We start from the raw sequence: 20678 nt of genomic DNA on the forward strand, positions 1-20678 counted from the left end.
GTACGCGCCGCAGGTCACGACGCCACCCGGTGCATCCAGGACTCGACGTCGTCGGCCGTGCGGGGCAGGTCGGCGGACAGCATCCGGTAGCCGGTGTCGGTGATGAGCAGGTCCTCCTCGATGCGGAAGCCGTACCCGCGCAACTCCGCCGGGATGAGCGCGTCGTCGGGCTGGAAGTAGATGCCCGGTTCGACGGTGAGCACGTGCCCTGGAGTCAGACGCCCGTCGAGGTAGTGGTCGGCGCGGGCGGCGGCGCAGTCGTGCACGTCCAGCCCCAGCATGTGGCCGGAGCCGCACAGCGTCCAGCGGCGGTACAGGCCGCTGTCCTCGTCCAGGGCCTGCTCGGCCGAGCACGGCAGGATGCCCAGGTCGGCCAGGCCGTAGGCGAAGACCCGCATCGCGGCCCGGTGGAAGTCCCGGTAGGCGGCCCCCGGCACCAACGCGGCCAGGGCGGCGTCGTTGGCGGCGCGGCACAGCTCGTACAGGTCGCGCTGCAGCGGGGTGAACCGGCCGGAGATCGGCAGCACCCGGGTGATGTCGGCGGTGTACAGGTCGCGGGTCTCCACCCCGGCGTCCAGCAGCAGCAACTCGCCGTCGCGGACCGGGCCGTCGTTGTCGATCCAGTGCAGCGTCGCGGCGTGGGCCCCGGCGGCCACGATCGAGTGGTAGCCGACCTCGTTGCCCTCCAGCCGGGCCCGCTGCCAGAACACGCCTTCGAGCAGGCGTTCGGAAGTGGCCTTGGCCTGCGGCAGGGCCCGCACCACGTCCTCGAAGCCCCGGGTCGTGATCGCCACGGCCTGCTCCAGCTGCCCGATCTCCCAGGCGTCCTTGATCAGGCGCAGCTCGGCCAGCACCGCCCTGAGTTCGGCGTCGGCCGAGGCGGGGGCGACCAGGGCGTCGACCTCGGCGTCGAGCCCGCGCAGGACCAACGTCGGGGTGTCGGGCTTGAGCGCCGCGGCCAGCTCGGCCAGGTGGCGGGTGGCAAGTCCCAGGCGGCGGGCGCTCTCCCCCAGCGTGGCGCGGCGCCCGGCCCACAGCTCGCCGTAGCGGCGGTCGCGGAAGAACTCGCCGTTGTCGCGGGCCGAGCGGGGGCGCAGGTAGAGGGTGCTGTCGCCGTCGGGTTCGAGCACGAACACGCCGTCGCTGGACTGGTCGCCGGTCAACCAGACGTAGGCCGAGTGCGGGCGGAAGCGGTAGTCCTGGTCGTTGGAGCGCGGCTTGAAGCCGCCCGCCGGGACCACGATCCGGTGCCCGGGGAACGCCTGGTGCAGCCGCCTGCGCCGCGCCGGGGTCCACGCCGCGACCTCGGCGGCGGGCAGGTCGTGGTGCTCGGAGTCGAGCCAGCCCGTACGCATGAACTCTTCCAGGGCCGCCGACACGGGCAGATCGTGACTGCCGGTGTGGAACTTCTGCTCCGCCATGGGCTGCTCCTACCTCTCGCCGTCGAGTCGAGCAGACATTACCGGATCGCCATGTGGTCCTTACCAACCTGTCCCGCGACGGACGACCGCCGGGGCGTTACCGGGGCCATCCCGGCGAACCGCGTACCCCGACGCGGTCGGTCGGGGACGCTGACAGTGGATCGCCAGCGGAAGGGAGCAGCCCATGGCCGTCGTCCCGCAGCCACCCGCGCGCGGTGCGGGCATGGTGCTCGCCACGCTGGCCTGTGGCCAGTTCCTGATGACGCTCGACAGCTCGGTCATGAACGTGTCCATCGCGACCGTGGCCGAGGACGTGGGCACCGACGTCACCGGCATCCAGACCGCCATCACGCTGTACACCCTGGTGATGGCGGCATTCATGATCACCGGTGGCAGGATCGGCAAGATCATGGGGTACAAGCGCGCGTTCGCGCTGGGCTGCGTGATCTACGGATGCGGGTCACTGCTGACCGCGCTCGCCCCCACCCTGGTGATCCTCCTGATCGGCTGGTCGGTGCTGGAGGGCCTCGGCGCGGCGCTGATCCTGCCCGCGATCGTCGCGCTGGTCGCCACCAACTTTCCCCGATCCCAGCGCCCGCGCGCCTACGGCCTGGTCGCGGCGGCCGGGGCCATCGCCGTCGCGGTCGGCCCGCTGGTCGGCGGCACACTGACCACGTACGCGTCCTGGCGGTGGGTGTTCGCCGGGGAGGTGGTGGTGGTCCTGGCCATCCTGGCCCTCACCCGCCGGTTGGCCGACCTGCCACCCGACCGCCAGACCAAGCTCGACCTGGGCGGCACCGGCCTGTGCGCGCTCGGCCTCGGCCTGATCGTGTACGGCGTGCTGCACGGCGGTGTATGGGGCTTCGTAAACCCCAAGCCGACCGGGCCCGCCTGGTTGGGCCTGTCGCCGGTGCTCTGGCTGGTGCTCGCCGGAGGCGCCGTGCTGCTGGCCTTCCTGAGCCGCGAACGGACCCGCCGCGACCGCGGCCGCCCGGTGCTGCTGGACCCGGCGATGCTGGACAACCGGGTGCTGCGGGCCGGGCTGACCGCGTTCGGCTTCCAGTACCTGCTGCAGGCGGGCCTGTTCTTCACCGTGCCGCTGTTCCTGTCCGTGGCGCTCGGGCTGTCGGCGGTGGCGACCGGGGTCAGGATCCTGCCGCTGTCGCTGGCGCTGCTGGTGACCGCGATCGGCGTACCGCGGTTCCTGCCCCGCGCCTCACCACGGAAGGTGGCCCGGGTCGGTTTCGCCACGCTGCTGGCGGGCCTGGTGACGCTGGCGGCCGCGTTGCAGTCCGGCGCCGGAGCCGAGATCGTGACCCTGCCGCTGGTGCTGGCCGGGCTGGGCATCGGCTCGCTGGCCTCGCAACTCGGCGCCGTCACCGTGTCGGCCGAGCCTGACGAGCGCAGTGCCGAGGTGGGTGGTCTGCAGAACACGATGACCAACCTGGGCGCCTCCATCGGCACCGCGCTGGCCGGCGCGGTGCTCATCGGCGGGCTGACCGCGTCGCTGCTCACCGGGATCACGGGCAACCCGGCGGTGCCCCCGGACCTGTCCGCTCAGGCCGAGGTGGAGCTGTCCGCGGGCGTGCCGTTCCTGTCCGACGCACAACTCGAAGCCGCGCTCGGCGCGGCGGGTGTGCCGCCGGAGACCGCGGCGGCGGTGCTGGCCGAGAACGAACAGGCCCGACTGGCGGGCCTGCGGGCCGCGCTGGGCCTGCTGTCGTTGATCGCGCTGGCGGCGCTGTTCTGCTGCCGGAAGCTCCCCGACCGACCGCCGACGGCCGACGCGCCAGCCGGATCCGAATGAGCCGCCGCTGCCGGTTGCGCGGCAAAGCGCATCCTAAATAGACTTACCGATCGATGCACACCTATGTGTAGGTGTGCGGCCGCGATTATCGAGGAGCAACCATGCGCCGTATGGCCCGCCGCGCCGCCCTGCTGACCGCAGCCGCGTGCGCCCTGGTCACCGTCACCACCGCTGCCCCCGCCGCGGCAATCCCGCCCGCCGGCCCGAACCAGAGCGTCACCTTCACCTACTACTCCAGCGCAGCCAAGACGACCGTGGTCGGCGAGTGGTCGTACGGCTACTGCGGAGAGCCGTTCCAGTGGGGCCGCAAGACCTCGTACTCGACTTTTGTGATCATCAACTGCTGACCGGCGCGCGGCCCGGTCCGTAGCGGCGGACCGGGCCGCGCCAGCCGCACTCGGTGGCGGGTCCAGTCCGGACCGGGCGTAATACACTGCGCCGCATGAACCCCTCCCCCGGCGGCACGCTCTCGGTCATCACCGTCGACGGCACTCCCGTGGACGGCGAGAAGGGTCTCTTCTCCGCCGCGCGCAAGGCGGCCGCCCACGTCGGCGTGCTGGATGCCGGGGTGCTGGCCGGGAACCTGTCCGCGGTCTGCGACCAGCTCGGGCAGCTGGTCGCGGCGGCCGAGACGGCCCGGGGCGGCTACGAGCTGGAGTCCTTCGAGGTGTCGCTGGACGTCTCCGCCTCCGGCGAGGTGCGCATGATCGGGTCGGTGTCCAGCGAGATCCGGGGCGGCATCACGCTGACCTTCCGGCGACGCGGGTGAACACCGCGATCGTCGTCGGGTGCTCATCGTACGAGGACCCGGACATCGCGCCGCTGCGCTTCGCCGCCCGCGACGCCCAGGCGGTGGCGCGGGTGCTGCGCGACAGCTGCGACGTGCCCGCCGAGCGGCTCGTGCTGATGCACGACGAGGCCGCCGACCCGTGGCTGCGCCCGACCAAGTCGAACATCCTGCGCCAGCTGGTACGGGCCCGGGACCTGACCGCCGACGGCATCCTCTACTTCTTCTTCAGCGGCCACGGCATCCAGTCCCGGTCGGGCACGCAGTTTCTGCTGCCGCTGGACTGCGTCTCCGACGAGATCGAGGACACCGCGCTGCCGTTCGACCGGGTCGTGCAGCACCTGGGGCGGGCCGACGCGCCGCACACGGTGCTGATGCTCGACGCCTGCCGCAACGTGGTGGAGGGTGGCAAGTCCGCGGGCGGGGCCGGGCAGGTCGACATCGCCGCGCTGTGCCCGTCCGGGGTGGTGTCGCTGTGCTCCTGCCAGCCCGGGCGGGTCTCGTACGAGGCCGAGGCGCTGCAGTCGGGGATCTTCTCCGCCGCGCTGTGCGAGGCCCTCAGCGACATCGGCCGCTGCCGGACGGTGCACGAACTCGACACGTACCTGGCCCGGCGGGTGCCGGAACTGGCCGTGGCACACGGCAAGCCGCGGCAGACGCCGTTCTCGCGGGTGGAGCCGCTGGGCGTGCAGCACCTGGAACTGGTATCTCCGTCGCGGGGCGGCGCCTGGGCGGCGGCCACGCCGTTGGGCGTGGAGGTCCGGACCCGGCGAGTGCCGCCGGTCCCTCGGGCCCGGCCGAGCAGCATGGTCGCGGTCGACTTCGGCACGTCGTACTCGCTGGTCGCCGCGCTGGACACCGACGGCAAGCCGCTCGTGCTGCCCGGACCCGACAACCGGTTGGTGGTCCCGTCGGTGGTGCACCTGCTGCCCGGCTCCGACTACGTGGTCGGCGCGGCGGCGGTGGAGGCGGAGCGGTTCCGGCCGGAGGCGACCATCCGGCACGCCAAGCGGCGCCTGGGCACCGACCGGGGGTACACGGTCGACGGCCGCTCGATCAGTCCGGAGCTGGCCGCCAGCCTGATCCTGCGATCGCTGCGCCGCAACGCCGAGGAGGCGCTCGGCATACCGGTCACGCGATGCGTCGCCTCCTATCCGGCCAACTTCAGCCGGGCCCAGCTCGCGGCGCTGCGGGAGGCGTTCCGGCTCGCCGAGTGGGACGCCGTGCGGTTCGTCGGCGAACCGAACCTGGCCGGGATGGTCACCGACGCGGCGGAGGAGGACCAGATCCTGGTCGTCGACCTCGGCGGCGGCACGTTCGACGTGGCACTGGTGGATTATCTGCACGGTATCGCCGAGCTCAGGTCGTCGGTCGGCAGCCAGTTCATCGGCGGCCTCGACTTCGACGAGGCGCTGTTCGACTACGCCGTCGACCAACTGCGCGGCCGCCACGGCTACCACGGCGAGCTGACGCCGGAGATCGAGGCCCTGATCCGGCGGGAGGCCGAACGGGCCAAGCGCGAACTCGGCCGGCAGGAGTCGGCGACCATGCTGCTGACCGACCTGCCCGACGGGCAGCAGGGCTACCGTGACGTCAGCATCGGCATCGACCGGCCCACGTTCCGGCTGCTGACACAGCACATGACGGCCGGCATCCGGACGAAGATCCGCGAGGCGCTGCGGTACGCGGCCCCGGATTCGCCGAAACCGTCGGTCTTCCTCGCGGGCCAGGGCGGGCGCATCTTCACCGTCCAGGAGGTCCTGGCCGAGTTCGATCTGGTCCAGGCGGGCGGCGGATCGCCGGAGACGGCTGTGGTCCGCGGCGGGGCGGTGCAGGCCGGGGTGCTGACCGGGGAGGTCGGTGACGTGCTGCTGCTGAACGTCCTGCACTACGGTGTCGCCCTCGGTTGCGCGTACGTCGCTCATCCCGACAACGACGAGGACTTCACGGTCGTCGACGCCGAACCGGTCCACAACCGTCAGCAGCTGACGGTCATCGAGGCGCAGACCACGATCCCCACCAAGCGCAGCGAGGCAGTTCGACTTTCCAACGGCGCCGGCCGCACCCACACACTGGAGGTGTACGAGTTGCTGTCCGGCGAACGCCAGCTGATGGAGCGCCGGGAGGTCACCTCCGCCACCGGGCACGTCGAGGTGGTGGTCGACATCGACGCGAACTCGATCGTCCGGATCGAGGTCGCCGATGTCTTACGGGCAGATGTCATCGCCCGGCGGAAGCAGATACGTCGAGAGGCCGAGAATCAGCGGAAGCGGACGTGATGGTCGGCCGAGCCGGGGCAGCGGCCGTTGACCAAGATCTCTAATCTGTGCGCATGACTGACCCCACCGTCACCTCCGCGCCCGCTCCGGCACCACCACCGGCTCCCGGCGAAGACCGCAAGCCCCTCATGATCGTCGCGGCCATTCTCGGGGCCGCCGTGATCGTCGGCGGACCCGCGCTCGTCGCCGACCTCGGGACCGGCCGCCGTTGGCTGGTGGTGCTCGGGCTGCTGCTGGCCTTCACCGGTCTGACCTTGGCCGGCATCCGAACGGCCGACCTGCGCCTGTTTGCCGGAGGCGGCCTGGCAATCCTCATCGGAACCGTGGCGTTGGCGCTGACCCCGCCGTCAGTGGTCGCGCTCGGCAACAACACATCGAAGGTCACGTACCGGACCGGAGCCGACCGTACCGACACGCTGTGCGGACGGATCTCGTCGAAGGACGCCGACTTCCTGTCGATTACGATCATGGTGGAGCCGACCGGTCCAGGCGCGCATGAGGTGGACCGGAACGGCGACCTGGTCAAGCACGAGGTCGGGGTTCAGTTGCCCATCGCCTCGCTCATCGTGATCGAGGACGTCGACTCCTGCGAGTAGGCGAGGGCCGGGCCCGGTGTGACAGCCGGGCCCAGGCCCAGCGGTCAGCTCTTGACCGAACCGGCCATGAGGCCGCCCCCGCCAGGGCGTTCAGTGCGATCGCGATCGGCCCGTTGCGCGTGTTCGACATGAAGATCGCGAACAGGTAGTCGTTCCACGACGAGGTGAACTGCCAGATCACGGTGACCACGAAGCCGGGGATCGAAATCGGCAGGAAGCGAACGGAACGTGCGCAGCAGCCCGGCACCGTCCATCATGCCCGCCTCGATCAGCTCCTCCGGCACCACGGTCGCGTAGTAGTTCCGGAAGATCAGCGTGCAGATCGGGATGCCGTACACGGTGTGCACGAAGATCAGCGTCGGGATGCCGGGGGCGACACCCAGCCACAGCACCACCTCGCGCAGCGGGATCATGACCGCCTGGTACGGGATGTTGCACTTCCTGCCCGGGTCGGACTACCTGGTCGGCGCGGCGGCAGTGGAGGCGGAGCGGTTCCGGACCGAGACGACCCTCTGGCACGTTGAGCGTCGGGGAGCCGAACCTCGCCGCGCTGGTCACCACCCCCGCTGACGAGCAGGAGGTCCTCGTGGTCGACCTCGGCGGCGGCACGTTCGACGTGGCGCTGATGGACTGCATGCGCATCGACGACGAAAGGTCGCTCGCCGAGCTCAAGTCGTCGGTCGGCAGCCAGTTCATCGGCGGCCTCGACTTCGACGAGGCGCTGTTCGACTACGCCGTCGACCAGCTACGGGCCCGCCACGGCTACCCCCGTGGTGCCCGCACGCGTGCTCATTTTCCACACTCGCCCTTACCCGACTGCGGTGGAGCTCGGTGGTCAGGTCTCGATTCGGTCACGGGGCGGACAGCGGCCGAGGTCGAATGCTCTCATTGCGTACAGCCGGGGAGTTCGAGAACGGTTGCGGGGCAATACCTCGCGCGACCTTTCCGACGTCCCCGCGACCCGGGCCGGCCCCGTCGGAGACCGCCGACCGGTTCGACCGGCACCACCCACACCACACGGGGAGACACTTTGTCACGCTCGCTCACCACTGGACGCTTGGCCCGATTCGCACCGCTGACCCTGGCCCTGACCGCGCTCGCCGTGGTCGTAGCCTTCACGCCGGCCACAGGGGCCTCGCGCCCGGCCACGGCTCCCCGCCCGGTCGCCCAGGTCACGGTCCAGATCCCCATCACGACCTGGACCACCGTCGCGAGCCTGTACCCCAGCCAGTCGAACTGGACCACCAACCGGGATGCGATCCGCGTCGGCCGTGACAGCACCACCGGCAGCGGCAACGTCTGGCGTGCCCTCATGCAGGCTGACATCGGCCAATTGCAGGGCAAGACGATCGTGAACGCCTCGATCCTCGGGCAGCTCTTCCACACCTGGAGCTGCAACCCCAGCCCCGTGCAGCTGTGGTCGCTGAACACCCACCTCACCGCAGGGACGCCGGTCACCTGGACCAACTCGCAGTCCTACTGGAGCCAGATCCGGGACACGCGCAGCGCGGTCTCGTACCCCACCGGTTGCGCCGGCCCGGTGGCCCTGCAGTTCCAGTCGACCGGCCTGATCAACGACCTGGTCTCCAATCTGAACGCCAACAAGCTGTACTACTCCTTCGGCCTGCGGGCGCAGACCGAGACCGACAGCAACAGCTGGAAGAAGTTCACGTCGGACAGCTTCATCCTGCAGGTGACGTACGAGCAGTGACCGCTGCCGTGAACCGGGCGAGGCTGCCTGCCCCAGTGGGGCCGGCAGCCTCGCCCAGGATGCTGCCACTGCTGGAGACCTTCATCGCCGGCGGGGATACCCGCAGCGGTGAGTGATGCGGTCGGCGCGTCAGGGAGGGAAGTGAAGAAGGGCCCTCTACATCGCATTGCGAGGGAAACGGCCCTTCTTCACTGTCAGCTCTTGACCGAACCCGCCATGAGGCCGCCGATGAACCACCGGCCGAGCAGGATGTACACCAGCAGCGTCGGCAGCGACGTGATCAGCGCCCCGGCCATGGACGCCGCGTAGTCCGGTGACTGCGCCCCCGCCAGGGCGTTCAGTGCGATGGTGATCGGCCCGTTGCGCGTGTTCGACATGAAGATCGCGAACAGGTAGTCGTTCCACGACGAGGTGAACTGCCAGATCACGGTGACCACGAAGCCGGGGATCGAGATCGGCAGGATCAGCGAACGGAACGTGCGCAGCAGCCCGGCGCCGTCCATCATGCCCGCCTCGATCAGCTCCTCCGGCACCACGGTCGCGTAGTAGTTGCGGAAGATCAGCGTGCAGATCGGGATGCCGTACACGGTGTGCACGAAGATCAGCGTCGGGATGCCGGGGGCGACACCCAGCCACAGCACCACCTCGCGCAGCGGGATCATGACCGCCTGGTACGGGATGAACATGCCGAACAGGATCAGCGTGAACACCACGTCCGCACCGGGGAACCGCCAGCGCGACAGCACGAACCCGTTGGCCGCCCCGATGATTGACGACAGCAGCGCCACCGGGATCGCCAGCTGGAACGTGCGCCCGAACGACGGCCCGAGCGAAAGCCAGGCCTTCTCCCACGAGGCGAACGTCCACGTCTCGGGCAGGGTCCACTGCCCGTTGACGCCGATCTCCCGGCCGGACTTGAAGCTCGTCACAATCAGCACGTACAGCGGCATCAGCACGATCAGCACGAAGAACAGCAGCACGGCGTACCGGACGACGTTGGGCAGCCGCCGCCGTCGCGGCCCCGGACCGGTCGCCGCGGACTGGGCGGACGCCGGCGGGGCTGTCATGGTCTGGGTGGTCATGACCGCTTCTCCGACCGGTTGACGTGGATCAGGTACGGCACGACCACCACGGCGACGACCAGCAGCAGGAACACCGAGATCGCGGCGGCCTTGGCGTAGTCGCGGGTGAGCAGGGTCTGCCAGACGTAGACGGCCGGCACCTCGGTGAGCCACTGCGCCCCGGACACCGACATGATCAGGTCGAACATCTTCATGGACATGTGTCCGGTGATGATCAGCGCCGACAGGATGGTCGGGGTGAGCTGCGGGAACAGCACCCGGCGGTAGAGCTGGAAGGTGGTCGCCCCGTCGACGACCGCGGCTTCGCGCAGCTCGTCGGGGATGCCCCGGAACCCGGCCAGGAACAGCGCCATCACGTACCCGGACAGCTGCCAGATGGCGGGCATCGCCATGGCGGCCATGCCCCAGTCCGGGTCGGTCCACCACGGACCTTCCAGGAAATGCAGCCCGAGGCCTTCGAAGACGGCGTTGATGCCGCCCGCGTTCTCGCCCTGGCCGGGGTTCATCAGCCAGCGCCAGACCACGCCCGAGGCGACGAACGACACCGCCATGGGGAACAGGTAGATGGTGCGGAAGAAGCCCTCGGCGCGGGCGCCGCGCTCCAGTAGCAGCGACCAGAGCAGGCCGAGCACGATGGTGCCGACGATGAAGACGACGGTGAACACCAGCAGATTCAGCAGCGAGTGGGTGAACCGGTCGTTGATGTCGTGGTTGAACAGCTTGTCGTAGTTGTCGAGGCCGACGAAGCCCTTCGACGGTCGCGCGTTGTGGCGATCCTGCATCGAGAGGTTGACGGTCCAGCCGATCAGGCCGTACACGAAGACGGCCAGCAGGATCAGCGAGGGGGAGATGAGTAGCAGACCGGGGATCCAGGTCCGCCTACGGTGACGCAACGCGACCTCCTAGGGGTGAGGAAGGGCACCTTCCCAACAGCTATCCGGGAAGGTGCCCTTCCTATCACGTACCGGTTACTTGGCCTTCGGACCGAACTCCGCGGCCGCCGACGCGAGCGCCGCCTGCAGCGCCGCGACGTCACCGTCGGTGGAGAACTTGCCCTGGGCCGAGCCGACCGCGCCCTGCCAGGTCTGCGCGCAGGCCGAGCCGTGCGGGCAGCTCGGGACCTGGGTGGCGGTCTTCCAGTCGTTCATGGCCGCCTGCTGGTAGGCCGGGAAGCCGTCGGCGGGGACGTCGGTGCGGGCCGGGATCGAGCCCTTCTTCTTGTTGAACTCGGCCTGACCGGCAGCGCTGCCGACGGTCTTCAGCCAGCACTTGGTGCCGTCGGGGTTCTTGGCGCCCTTGGGCAGCACGAACGAGTCGGCCAGCCACTGGAAGACGTTGCCGTTGCCCGGGAACACCGAGTAGCTGTAGTCCTTGAAGCCCTTGGCGTCGAGGTCGGCGGCCTCCCAGTCGCCCATCAGCTGGTAGGCGGCCTTGCCGTCCATCAGCATCTTCTCGGCGTCGGTCCAGTCGAAGGTGTCACGGTCCTTGTTGGTGTACGTGAGCAGCTTCTTGTAGTCGTTGATCGCGGCGGTCAGGTCGGTGCCGGTCCAGTCACCGGTGCCGTTCCAGAGCGCGTTGAACTTCTCCGGGCCGAGCTTGCTGATGAGCAGGGCCTCGAACAGCATCTGCTGCGTCCAGTCCTTGCCCAGCGCCAGCGGCGTGGCCACTCCGGCGGCCTTCAGCTTGTCCAGATCGGCGAAGAACCCGTCGAGGGTGGTCGCGTCCTTGGTGATGCCCGCCTTGGCCAGCACGGTCTTGTTGCCCCACAGCACGTTGGCACGGTGGATGTTGGCCGGCACGGAGTAGATCTTGCCAGCCACGGTGAGGTTGTCGATCAGGCCCTTGGGGAAGGCGTTGGTCAGGCCCCACTCGCCGTACTGCGCCGACAGGTCCTCGACCTGGTCGTCGTTGATGTAGTCCGACAGCTCGGCACCGGCGTGCGCCTGGAACGTGTCCGGCGGGGTGCCCTGCTGCAGCCGGGAGGCCAGCACCTGCTTGGCGTTGCTGCCCGCGCCGCCGGCGACGGCGCCGTTGACGAACTTGAAGTCCTTGCAATCGGTGCCGAACACGGCGACCAGGCCGTCGAGACCGGCCTTCTCACCGCCGTCCGCCCACCAGGTGAACACCTCGACGTCCTTGGCGCCCGTACCGGTACCGGGCTCATCGGTGCTGGTGCAGGCCACAGTGGCCATCAGCGTTCCGAATGCGACGGCCGCGACGGCCATACGCCTCGAGAGACGCATGCTTCCTCCATCCTGAGAACTTGACATCGTTGTCTCATGCGCTGAGCAAGCCTCTACCGCAGGTCCACGGGGTGTCAATGCTGGTTACTGATTTGTTTCCGGACACCGCACAACCGAGATCGAGTTCACCCGGCGTCGCGGTGCCCGTTGTTCACGCGGCAGCAAACGGCAGCACCTTGCCTTGGTGGGACGAACCGGTTAAGACTACTCATCCATATAGATATATGAGCGCGCGCCACGAGCGCACGCGCCCCACCCCCGAAGGAGCCCACCCGTGCTGATCGCAACGCGCCGGATCCTCCCGGTCGCCGCGGCCGCGCTGCTCGCGCTGAGCCTGCCCGTCCCCGCAGCGGCCACAGTCGACTCCTCCTCCCCCGCCACCGGCGCTTCCGTCGCCGTCACGCTCGACGGCCTGGCGAGCCGAGTCGCCCAGTCCCTGGCCGACGGCGGCACCCGCGCCGCCGTGACCGAGGCGGTGCTGGCCGGTCCACTCACTCTGGCGGCCATACCCGACGCGACGCTGCGTATGCATGCCGCCGCCGCCGACCGTGCCGTGCTGGCCGCCAAGGGCCTGCCCGCCTCCGTCGGGTCGGTCACCCAACTGCGGCTGGCCCTGCCGCAGATGCGCGCCGCGCTCGCGCGCGGCCAGGCGCCGCTGGTCGCCACCGCGAGCAGCGACGATACCGCCGCTTCCATCACCGCGTACGACCTCAGCGGCCGCACCGTCCTCCTCGACCCCAACCGCGCCCCGCAGCGGCCCGTGCTCGTGGTCGAAGTGGACTCCGCCAAGACCGTCCCCGCCGGGCTCGACCTGGTCCGCCGGGTGCTCGCCCAGCGCGGTGTCTCCGGCGCCACCACCACGGCCACCCTGGCCGGAGGCTACTGGGCCACGAAGATCAACTCGGTCCGCCTGTCCGACGACGAGGAACCGTGGATCAAGGGCGCGGCCGAGATCTACTGCGTGGTCGGCGGCTTCGGCCTGGACGGCCACCCGAAGGTCGACGTCGTGCAGCTGCCGTACCTCGACTACGACGGCACCACCTACTACCCCAACCAACTGCTGGTGCACTTCTCGGCGTACAAGTACAACCTGGCCGACGTCGTGATGATGGAGGACGACGGCGACACCAACTACCAGGCGCTGGCCCAGGCGATCGCCACCGCCCTGCTGACCATCACCGACCAGGGCGTGTACATCCCACTGGTCAACGCGATCATCAACGCCATCCCGACCTCGTGGTGGACCGACGACCCCGACTACGTCGACTCCTGGTACACCCTGTCCACCGGCAGCAGCGGCCACCTCAACGGCGCCGCGGCCAACGGCTGGCTCGAGGTGAGCCCGTACTGGGTCGCCCCGCTGTGACGTCCGGTCCGGCCGCCGCGGGTGCGGCGGCGGCCGGACCCCGCCCCGTCCGCCGCACGCCGCCGCAATGGCCGGTGGCCCGGTCACCGGCCGGGTGGTCACGGCGAGCTGTCGGGTGAAGCGCACCGGACGATAGAGTCGTCCGCGTGGATCTGGACGACACCGCCGCTCGGCTCGGGGTATCCGTCGAGGACGTCGACCGCGTGTACCGGCTCGCCGATGACCGGCCGTCGGCTCCGCTACCGGCCAAGGCCGACGCGCCCGCGATCCTCGACCGGCTCGCGGTGCGGCCCGACGACGCCGCCGAGATCCTGGCCGGCTGGCCCGATCCGGAATCTCCGCTGTGGACTCCGGAGCTGCGCTGGCTGCTCGACCGCTCGATCGCCCTGGTCCGTGCCGATCTGGGCGGCCACGGTTGGCTGCCGCCCGGTCCGGAGCTGCCACGCGACCGTGGCCTCGCCTGGCGGCATCTCTACGTGTACGCCTACCTGGCCCTGGTCGACGTCGTCATCGGATACCACCGCGACCACGGCATCGACGACGCCGTGTCCTGGGCGACCCTGGCGGACCTGGGCCGCAACCTCGCGATCGACCGGCGGATGCACCGCGAGGGTTGGCCGGTCATGCAGAGCTGGCTGACGCTGCACGCGCGCGGCGGCCTCTACGAGCTGGGCCGACTGCAGCACCAGCGCGGCGACACCGCGATCGGCCTGCACATCCACGAGTCGGGCCCGCTGACCCCGCAAGCTGTCGAGGCGTCGCTCGATGAGGCCCGCGCGTTCTTCCCGCGCCACTTTCCCGACGAGCACTACACCACGTTCTCCTGCGGCTCGTGGCTGCTCGACCCGCAGCTGCTGGAGTACCTGCCCGAGGACGCCAACATCGTCCGGTTCCAGCAGCGGTTCGAACTGGAGCCCTACGAGGAGCCGGAAGGGCTGGACGCCGACGTCGAGGTGCTGCGGTTCGTTTTTCGCAGCCTGACCACGCCGCTGGACCAGCTGCCACGCCACACCGTGCTCCAGCGCGCGGCCGCCGACCATCTGCGGGCCGGCCGCCACTGGCAGTGGCGCCGCGGCCACTTCGCGATCTAGTTCCGCTCCCGTTTGGGCGAGCACGAACGATCAGGCGTCCTCCTCCGGCGCCGCTGCCTGATCACCGGTGGCGACCGCGAAGGCGGCCAGGCCGATCGCCGTGAGGTCCTCGGCCACCGCCCAGTACCGGTCCGGGATGTCGGTGTGTTTGTCCAGGGCGGCGCGCAGGTGGTAGCCGCCGTACGCGCCGATGCCCGCGCCCATCGTGCCCAGCGCCGCGCCGGTCACGGCCGCGCGGACCGACCGCTCCTCGGCCAGCCCGAGCACGGCTCCGGCGACCCCGCCCAGTGCCAGCCGGGCCAGCAACGGCCCTCGGTTGAGGCGGCTGGGGGTGGTCGGCAGTTTGTCGGCGACCAGTTCCCCGGCCGCGGTGGCCATGAGCGTCCGTTTGAGCACCGGGCTGGCCAGCACCTGTTTGCGGACCAGCGTGTTCACGTCGCGCGGCCCCTTGCGCATCGCCACGGCGAGCGCGGCCAGGCCGAGCTGCGAGCGCATGCCGGTGGCCACGCCGAGCGCGAGCGGTCGAGCGGCGGAGATCGCACTCATGGCTCCAGGTTAGGCGGTCAGGGGGTGCGTACACGCGGGATCGGGGACGCGAGCAGCCACAGCACCCCGCCCAGCGCCCCCACGGTGGCCAGCCACAGCGTGGGGTGCACCCCCAGGTGCGCGCCGAGGGTGCCGCCGAGCACGGCCCCGAGCGGGCGGATGCCGTAGTTGAGGGTGCGCTGGGCGCCGCTGACCCGGGCCCGCAGGTCGTCAGGGATGGCACCGGCCTGCAGGGCGCCTCCGGCGGTGTCGAGGATCATGAGCCCGATGCCGGACAGGAACTCGGCGCCGAACAGCATCGCCAGCACCACCGGATGCGGGCCGTCGGCCAGCGGGATGAGGATCAGCGGCGCCGGGAACAGGAGGTAGCCGACGACGTACATCGGGCCGACGCCGAAGCGAGCGGCCAGGCGCCCGGCCAGCGCAGCGCCGAGCAGCGCCCCGACCGCGGCCAGGCCAAGGCCCAGACCCAGGATCTCCGGCGGAACGCCCAGGTCGCGGGTCACGTAGAGGATGACCAGCGCCGAGTACATGTAGTTGAACAGGTTGAGCGTGGTCGACCCGAGCACGCACGCGCGCAGCACCGGGATGCGGAACAGCGCCGCCAGCCCTCGCCCCAGGCCGAGACCGGGCGCGTCGGACGGGGCGGGTTCGGCCGGGCGCACCCGGGCCAGGGTCGCGGCGGAGAACAGGTACGACGCCGCGTCCAGCACCAGCGCGCCGGGCGCGGAGAGCACCTTGACCAGCACGCCGGCGATGCTGGAACCGGCCACGAACGAGAACGCGCGCGAGCCGTTGAGCAGTGCGCTGGCCGCGACGTACTCCTCCCGGGGCACCAGCGACACGAACAGGGTGGTGCGGCACACCTCGAACAGCACGCTGAACGTGCCGACGCTGAAGGCCACCGCGTACAGGACGGGCATGGTCAGCACGTCGAGCAGGTACAGCGCGGGGGCCAGCAGCAGCACGGCGGCGCGGCCGAGATCGGCGACGATCATGAGGCGCCGCTTGTACGGCCGCCGGTCGGCCCAGGCGCCCAGCAGCAGCGAGAACAGCAGGTTCGGCACCAGCGCGGCGGCGGTCAGGTAACCCATCTCGGCCGGTCCCGCGTGGGCGACCAGCACCGCGAACAGCGGCACGGCCAGCTCACTCACCTGGTCACCGAGCAGAGAGACGCTCTGGCTGGTCCAGTAGCGGCGAAACGGCGTCTGCCGCAGCAGCGGGGGCAGCCAGGAGCGGCGCTGCCGTACTTCGGGGGTGGCGACGATCATGGCGTGGGGGTCTCCGGCTGGTCGAGGGTCAGCACGAACTGGAGGATGTCGACCGTGCGGGCGCCGTCGGGCCGGGCCGACGGATCGCGCTGGCGGACCAGGTAGGGCTCGATCAGCTCCGCGAACCGGCGTTCGAGCTCGACGAACTCGTCCAGGGTCACGTGCAGGACGGTGTCGCCGGGTCCGGTGACCCGGCGCCAAGCGGGCGGCTCCTGGTCACGGGTGCGCAGCCACTCGATGGCGCGGTCGTAGAAGCGGCGGGTCACCACGGCGTCGAGGTGGTCGACGGCGGCGCGCACGTCGGGGTCGTCGCTGTCGGTGCCCCAGGAGGTGAACAGCGCGGTGGCGCGCCATGGCCGTTCCCGGGCGTCGGCGCCCTCGACCCGCTCGACCAGGCCGTACTTGGCGAGTTGGCGCAGGTGGAAGGAGCAGTTCGGCACGCTCTCCCCCAACCGCTCGGCGGCCCGGGTGGCGGTGAGTGGCCCTTCCCGGCGCAGCAGGGCCACCAGGGACATGCGCAGCGGGTGAGCGAAGGCGCGCAGCGCGACGGGGTCGGTCAGCGGAACGGATCGGGCGTCGGACACTTGCTAAAGATAGCTTTCTAAAGTCTTCTTTACAATCTGCGCGCGGCCGATCCGTCCCTCCTCCGAGTGGCTTGCCGGCGTCGGCTACCCGACAGGACTCGCAAGCGCGTCACTACTGATCGGTCAGTCAGGGTGCGCCTAGCCAGCGCTACGCGATCTAGCAGCATCCCCGAAACAAACTCATCGACGCATGATTATGAAGAGATACTTCCAAAGTTTCCCCGGTTTCTATATACATAGCTCTCAGTGGCCACCGCCACACTTTTCTACGGAGTCGGGGAGGACTCGTGAAAAGATCTCTAGCGGCCGGCAGCATCGCCCTACTCGTGGGCGGCCTGCTGTCGGTGACGGCGACGTCGGGCAACGCGGCACCGGCCGGACCCACCGGTCTGGCGGCGGCACAGGCCGCCATCACCGCGCACCCGTCCGACGTACGCGCCGCGGCGGGTGACAAGTACAGCGTCGACCGCACCATCAGCGACGCGAGCGGCACCCACGTGCGCTACACCCGCACCTACCAGGGCCTGCGCGTGTACGGCGGCGACTTCGTCGTGCACACCGGCAAGGACGGTGCGTACCGGGGCAGCTCGGTCGGTCTCGTGAACCCGCTGAACCTGTCCACCACCGCCAAGGTGACCGCGGCCAAGGCACAGCAGACCGCCAAGACGCACTTCTCCGGCACGGTCACCAAGACCGTGGGCTCGGAGCTGTTCGTCGACGCCAGCTCCGGCAAGGGCCGCCTGGCCTGGGAGACCGTGCTGCACGGCTGGGCCGCCGACAAGCAGACCCCGTCGAAGCTGCACGTCATCACCGACGCCACCACCGGCGCGTACGTCGGGCAGTTCGACGAGATCGAGACGGTGACCGGCACCGGCACCGGCATCTACACCGGTTCGGTGTCGATCGACACGACGCTGTCGGGCTCGACCTACACCATGATCGACCCGGTGCGCGGCAACGGCAACACCTGCGACATGAACAACGGCACGTCGACCTGCACCAACTTCACCGACGCCGACAACGTGTGGGGCACCGGCAGCAACTCCAACCGCCAGTCGGCCGGTGTGGACGCGCACTTCGGCGCCGCCAAGACGTTCGACTACTACAAGAACGTCCACGGCCGCAACGGCATCTTCGGCAACGGCACGGGCGTGCCCAGCCGGGTGCACTACGGCAGCGCGTATGTCAACGCGTTCTGGGACGGCGCCCAGATGACCTACGGCGACGGCTCGGGCAACGCCAAGCCCCTGGTGTCGCTGGACGTCGCGGGCCACGAGATGAGCCACGGCGTCACCGAGGCGCTTGTCTCCGGCGGCCTGACCTACTCCGGCGAGTCCGGCGGTCTGAACGAGGCCACCTCGGACATCTTCGGCAACATGGTCGAGTTCTACGCGGCCGCGCCGTCGGACCCGGGTGACTACCAGGTCGGCGAGAAGATCGACATCAACGGCAACGGAACCCCGCTGCGCTACATGTACAACCCGACCCTGGACGGCTCGTCGCACGGCTGCTGGTCGACCACGACCAAGAACATCGACGTGCACTACTCGTCCGGTGTGGCCAACCACTTCTTCTTCGACCTGGCCGTCGGCACCGGCGCCACGTCCTACGGCACCAGCCCGGTCTGCGGCTCGGCCCCGGCCGTGGTCGGCATCGGCAACACCAAGGCCGAGAAGATCTGGTACCGCGCGCTGGACGTGTACTTCACCTCCAACACGTCGTACGTGAACACGGCCACCCCGGCCAACACCGCCCGCGCCTACACCCTGTCGGCCGCCACCGACCTGTACGGCCTGTGCTCCGCCGAGTACAAGACCGTCCAGGCCGCCTGGACCGCCGTCAACGTGGCCGGCAGCGACGCCTCCTGCCCCGCCAACAACGACTTCTCGCTGGCGGCGGCCCCGTCGTCGGGCTCGGTCAGCCCCGGCAGCTCGGTCAGCAGCACCATCACCGCCACGCTGACCAACGGTGCGGCCCAGACCGTGGCGCTCACCGCGTCCGGCCTGCCGTCCGGCGCGACCGCGTCGTTCAGCCCGTCGTCGATCAACTCGGCCGGCGGCACCTCGACGCTGACCATCGGCACCTCGGCCAGCACCGTGCCCGGCACGTACGCGGTCACCATCACCGGCACCGGCCCCGGCAGCACCCGGACCACGACCTTCACCCTGACGGTCAACGGTCCGCCCGGCTGCTCGGGCACCAACTCGACCGACGTGGCGATCCCCGACCTGGCCACGGTCGAGTCGTCGATCAACATCAACGGCTGCGCGGGTAACGCCAGCGCGACCAGCACGGTCGAGGTGCACATCCTGCACACCTACATCGGTGACCTGGTGGTCGACCTGGTGGCGCCGGACGGCTCGGTCTACAACCTGCACAACCGGACCGGCAGCAGCACGGACAACATCAACCAGACGTACACGGTCAACCTGTCCAGCGAGGCCGCCAACGGCACCTGGAAGCTGCGGGTGCAGGACGCCGCCTCGGCGGACACCGGCACCATCGACACCTGGACGCTGAGCCTCGGTGGTGGCGGCGCCCCCGCCTGCACCGGCACCAACGGCACCGACGTGACGATCCCGGACAACACCACGGTCAACAGCACCATCGTGCTGTCGGGCTGCTCGGGCAACGCCTCGTCGACCTCCAAGGTCGAGGTGCACATCGTGCACACGTACATCGGTGACCTGGTGGTCAGCCTGATCGCGCCGGACGGCAGCTCGTACGTGCTGTCCAACCGGGCGGGCGGGTCGACCGACAACATCGACACGACCTACACCGTCAACCTGTCCACCGAGGTCAAGAACGGCACCTGGACCCTGCGGGTGCAGGACGCCGCCTCGGCCGACACCGGCTACATCAACAGCTGGACGCTCACCCTCTGACCCCTGGCGTCCGGCACCACCCCCACGGAGCCCCCGGCGTGCGTCCCCCGCACGCCGGGGGCTCCCCCTTTCCGGTCCGGCGTCGGTAGAGTCCGGCCGTGCGCACCCCGGTCGAGGTCTGGTTGGTGCGCACCGACCTGCCCGCCGTTGCGGTCGCCCGACTGGCGGCCGCGCTGGACGACGAGGAACTGGCCCGCGCCGACGGGCTGCGCCGACCTGAGGACAGTCACCGGTTCGTCGTCGCGCACGGCGCGCTGCGCCACATCGCAGCAGCTCAACTGGGCGTGCGACCCGAGCACATCCGCTGGCGGCGGGGACCGCACGGCAAACCCGAACTCCCCGGCGGCCCTCAGCTGAACCTGTCGAGCTCCGGCGACCTCGTCGCGGTCGCCGTCAGCCGACTGCGGCCGGTCGGCGTGGACGTGCAGCGACTGCCGTCGCGAGCCGATCCGGTGCGCATGGCCGCCCGCTACTACACCGCCGAGGAGGCGACCTACGTCGCCGAGGCCGACTCGGCGGCGCGCTTCGCCCGGCTGTGGGCGCGCAAGGAGGCCTGCGTGAAGGCGGCCGGAGGGCGGCTCGGGCCGCACCTCTCACTTCCGGTCCTCGCCGACGCGGTGCCCGGCCCGTTCGTGGTCGCCGACGTGCGGGCACCGGCGGGCTACCGCGCGGCCGTCGCGGTGACCGGTGACAGTCCCTTCCGGACGATCGTCCGGCACTGGGCCGGTGCTACGATCCCGGCCGTGGAGACAGTCACGAGCGAGCTGGCCGCGATGCTGGTCGCGGTGACGGGTGAGCAGGCCGAGATCACGGCGGCCACGCGCCTCGAACAGGACCTGCGCCTGGAGAGCGTCGAGGCGGTGGAGCTGGGCGAGCGGATGCGGCAACGGTGGGGCGACGGCGTCGACCTGGCCGCGTTCTACGCCGAGCTGGACATCGACCAGATCATCGGGTTGACCGTCGGCGACCTCGCCCACTACGTCCACGCTCGGGTCGGGAACTGAGCCGC

17 protein-coding genes and 1 pseudogene are annotated in these 20678 nt (G+C 70.2%); 10 read left to right on the forward strand and 8 right to left on the reverse strand.

What is annotated here, in order from left to right; genetic code table 11:
- Positions 1–14 precede the first annotated feature (14 nt).
- Positions 15–1421, reverse strand: coding sequence for an aminopeptidase P family protein (locus tag KUA19_RS13540; protein ID WP_217396309.1), 1407 nt, complete (start codon positions 1419–1421; stop codon positions 15–17).
- Between the two features lie 184 nt (positions 1422–1605).
- Here KUA19_RS13540 and KUA19_RS13545 point away from each other — a divergent pair, with 184 nt between their 5' ends.
- The 5 genes from KUA19_RS13545 to KUA19_RS13565 all read left to right on the forward strand — a co-directional run bounded on the left by KUA19_RS13545 (position 1606) and on the right by KUA19_RS13565 (position 6890).
- Positions 1606–3228, forward strand: a complete 1623-nt coding sequence (locus tag KUA19_RS13545) for an MFS transporter (RefSeq protein ID WP_217396310.1) — start codon at positions 1606–1608, stop codon at positions 3226–3228.
- Positions 3229–3329: 101 nt separating this feature from the next.
- Complete coding sequence (locus tag KUA19_RS13550) at positions 3330–3575, forward strand: DUF6289 family protein (RefSeq protein ID WP_217396311.1); 246 nt, start codon at positions 3330–3332, stop codon at positions 3573–3575.
- A gap of 95 nt (positions 3576–3670) precedes the next feature.
- Positions 3671–3997, forward strand: a complete 327-nt coding sequence (locus tag KUA19_RS13555) for a Pepco domain-containing protein (RefSeq protein ID WP_217396312.1) — start codon at positions 3671–3673, stop codon at positions 3995–3997.
- Entirely contained in the window at positions 3994–6294 is a 2301-nt protein-coding gene (locus tag KUA19_RS44530; RefSeq protein WP_217396313.1) for an Hsp70 family protein, read from the forward strand. Before KUA19_RS13555 ends, KUA19_RS44530 begins: the two co-directional genes overlap by 4 nt.
- 128 nt (positions 6295–6422) lie before the next feature.
- Positions 6423–6890, forward strand: coding sequence for a hypothetical protein (locus tag KUA19_RS13565; RefSeq protein WP_217396314.1), 468 nt, complete (start codon positions 6423–6425; stop codon positions 6888–6890).
- Between the two features lie 67 nt (positions 6891–6957).
- On the opposite strand, the pseudogene KUA19_RS13570 reads toward KUA19_RS13565, so the two are convergent.
- A pseudogene (locus KUA19_RS13570) lies at positions 6958–7321 on the reverse strand (ABC transporter permease subunit); the annotation flags it as partial.
- Positions 7322–7410: 89 nt separating this feature from the next.
- Between KUA19_RS13570 and KUA19_RS45285 the strand changes: the two are divergent.
- A complete protein-coding gene (locus KUA19_RS45285; RefSeq protein WP_504739740.1) occupies positions 7411–8601 on the forward strand; it encodes an Hsp70 family protein in 1191 nt (396 codons plus the stop codon).
- 194 nt (positions 8602–8795) lie between these two features.
- Here KUA19_RS45285 and KUA19_RS13580 read toward each other — a convergent pair whose 3' ends face one another.
- From KUA19_RS13580 to KUA19_RS13590, 3 genes are all read right to left on the reverse strand, one after another.
- On the reverse strand, positions 8796–9683 hold the full coding sequence (locus tag KUA19_RS13580) for a carbohydrate ABC transporter permease (RefSeq protein ID WP_217396359.1): 888 nt from the start codon (positions 9681–9683) through the stop codon (positions 8796–8798).
- Complete coding sequence (locus tag KUA19_RS13585) at positions 9680–10576, reverse strand: carbohydrate ABC transporter permease (RefSeq protein ID WP_217396360.1); 897 nt, start codon at positions 10574–10576, stop codon at positions 9680–9682. Before KUA19_RS13585 ends, KUA19_RS13580 begins: the two co-directional genes overlap by 4 nt.
- A 75-nt stretch (positions 10577–10651) precedes the next feature.
- A complete protein-coding gene (locus tag KUA19_RS13590; protein WP_217396361.1) occupies positions 10652–11926 on the reverse strand; it encodes an ABC transporter substrate-binding protein in 1275 nt (424 codons plus the stop codon).
- A gap of 274 nt (positions 11927–12200) precedes the next feature.
- Here KUA19_RS13590 and KUA19_RS13595 point away from each other — a divergent pair, with 274 nt between their 5' ends.
- Together KUA19_RS13595 and KUA19_RS13600 are read left to right on the forward strand one after the other, a co-directional pair.
- Positions 12201–13292, forward strand: a complete 1092-nt coding sequence (locus KUA19_RS13595) for a DUF3103 family protein (RefSeq protein ID WP_217396362.1) — start codon at positions 12201–12203, stop codon at positions 13290–13292.
- A 146-nt stretch (positions 13293–13438) separates the two neighbouring features.
- The gene (locus KUA19_RS13600; protein ID WP_217396363.1) at positions 13439–14383 is read left to right on the forward strand and encodes an acyltransferase domain-containing protein; all 945 of its coding nucleotides are present in this window, start codon (positions 13439–13441) and stop codon (positions 14381–14383) included.
- Positions 14384–14413: 30 nt separating this feature from the next.
- Here the strand turns inward: KUA19_RS13600 and KUA19_RS13605 are convergent, their stop codons facing one another.
- The 3 genes from KUA19_RS13605 to KUA19_RS13615 are packed head-to-tail and all read right to left on the reverse strand — an operon-like array spanning position 14414 to position 16784.
- The gene (locus KUA19_RS13605) at positions 14414–14929 is read right to left on the reverse strand and encodes a DUF4126 family protein (RefSeq protein ID WP_217396364.1); all 516 of its coding nucleotides are present in this window, start codon (positions 14927–14929) and stop codon (positions 14414–14416) included.
- Positions 14930–14946: 17 nt separating this feature from the next.
- Positions 14947–16200: an MFS transporter gene (locus KUA19_RS13610; protein WP_217396365.1), complete on the reverse strand. Its 1254-nt coding sequence runs from the start codon at positions 16198–16200 to the stop codon at positions 14947–14949.
- Complete coding sequence (locus KUA19_RS13615) at positions 16197–16784, reverse strand: helix-turn-helix domain-containing protein (protein ID WP_308167435.1); 588 nt, start codon at positions 16782–16784, stop codon at positions 16197–16199. The genes KUA19_RS13610 and KUA19_RS13615 overlap by 4 nt, the downstream gene beginning before the upstream one ends.
- A gap of 287 nt (positions 16785–17071) precedes the next feature.
- Between KUA19_RS13615 and KUA19_RS13620 the strand changes: the two genes are divergently transcribed.
- Together KUA19_RS13620 and KUA19_RS43920 are read left to right on the forward strand one after the other, a co-directional pair.
- Entirely contained in the window at positions 17072–19669 is a 2598-nt protein-coding gene (locus KUA19_RS13620) for a proprotein convertase P-domain-containing protein (protein ID WP_217396366.1), read from the forward strand.
- A gap of 98 nt (positions 19670–19767) precedes the next feature.
- Positions 19768–20673 carry a 4'-phosphopantetheinyl transferase superfamily protein gene (locus KUA19_RS43920; protein ID WP_308167436.1) on the forward strand — a complete coding sequence of 302 codons (906 nt, stop codon included), beginning with the start codon at positions 19768–19770 and terminating at the stop codon, positions 20671–20673.
- The last annotated feature ends 5 nt before the right edge of the window (positions 20674–20678 follow it).

Source organism: Catellatospora tritici, from assembly GCF_019083965.1.
Classification (GTDB): Bacteria; Actinomycetota; Actinomycetes; order Mycobacteriales; family Micromonosporaceae; genus Catellatospora; species Catellatospora tritici.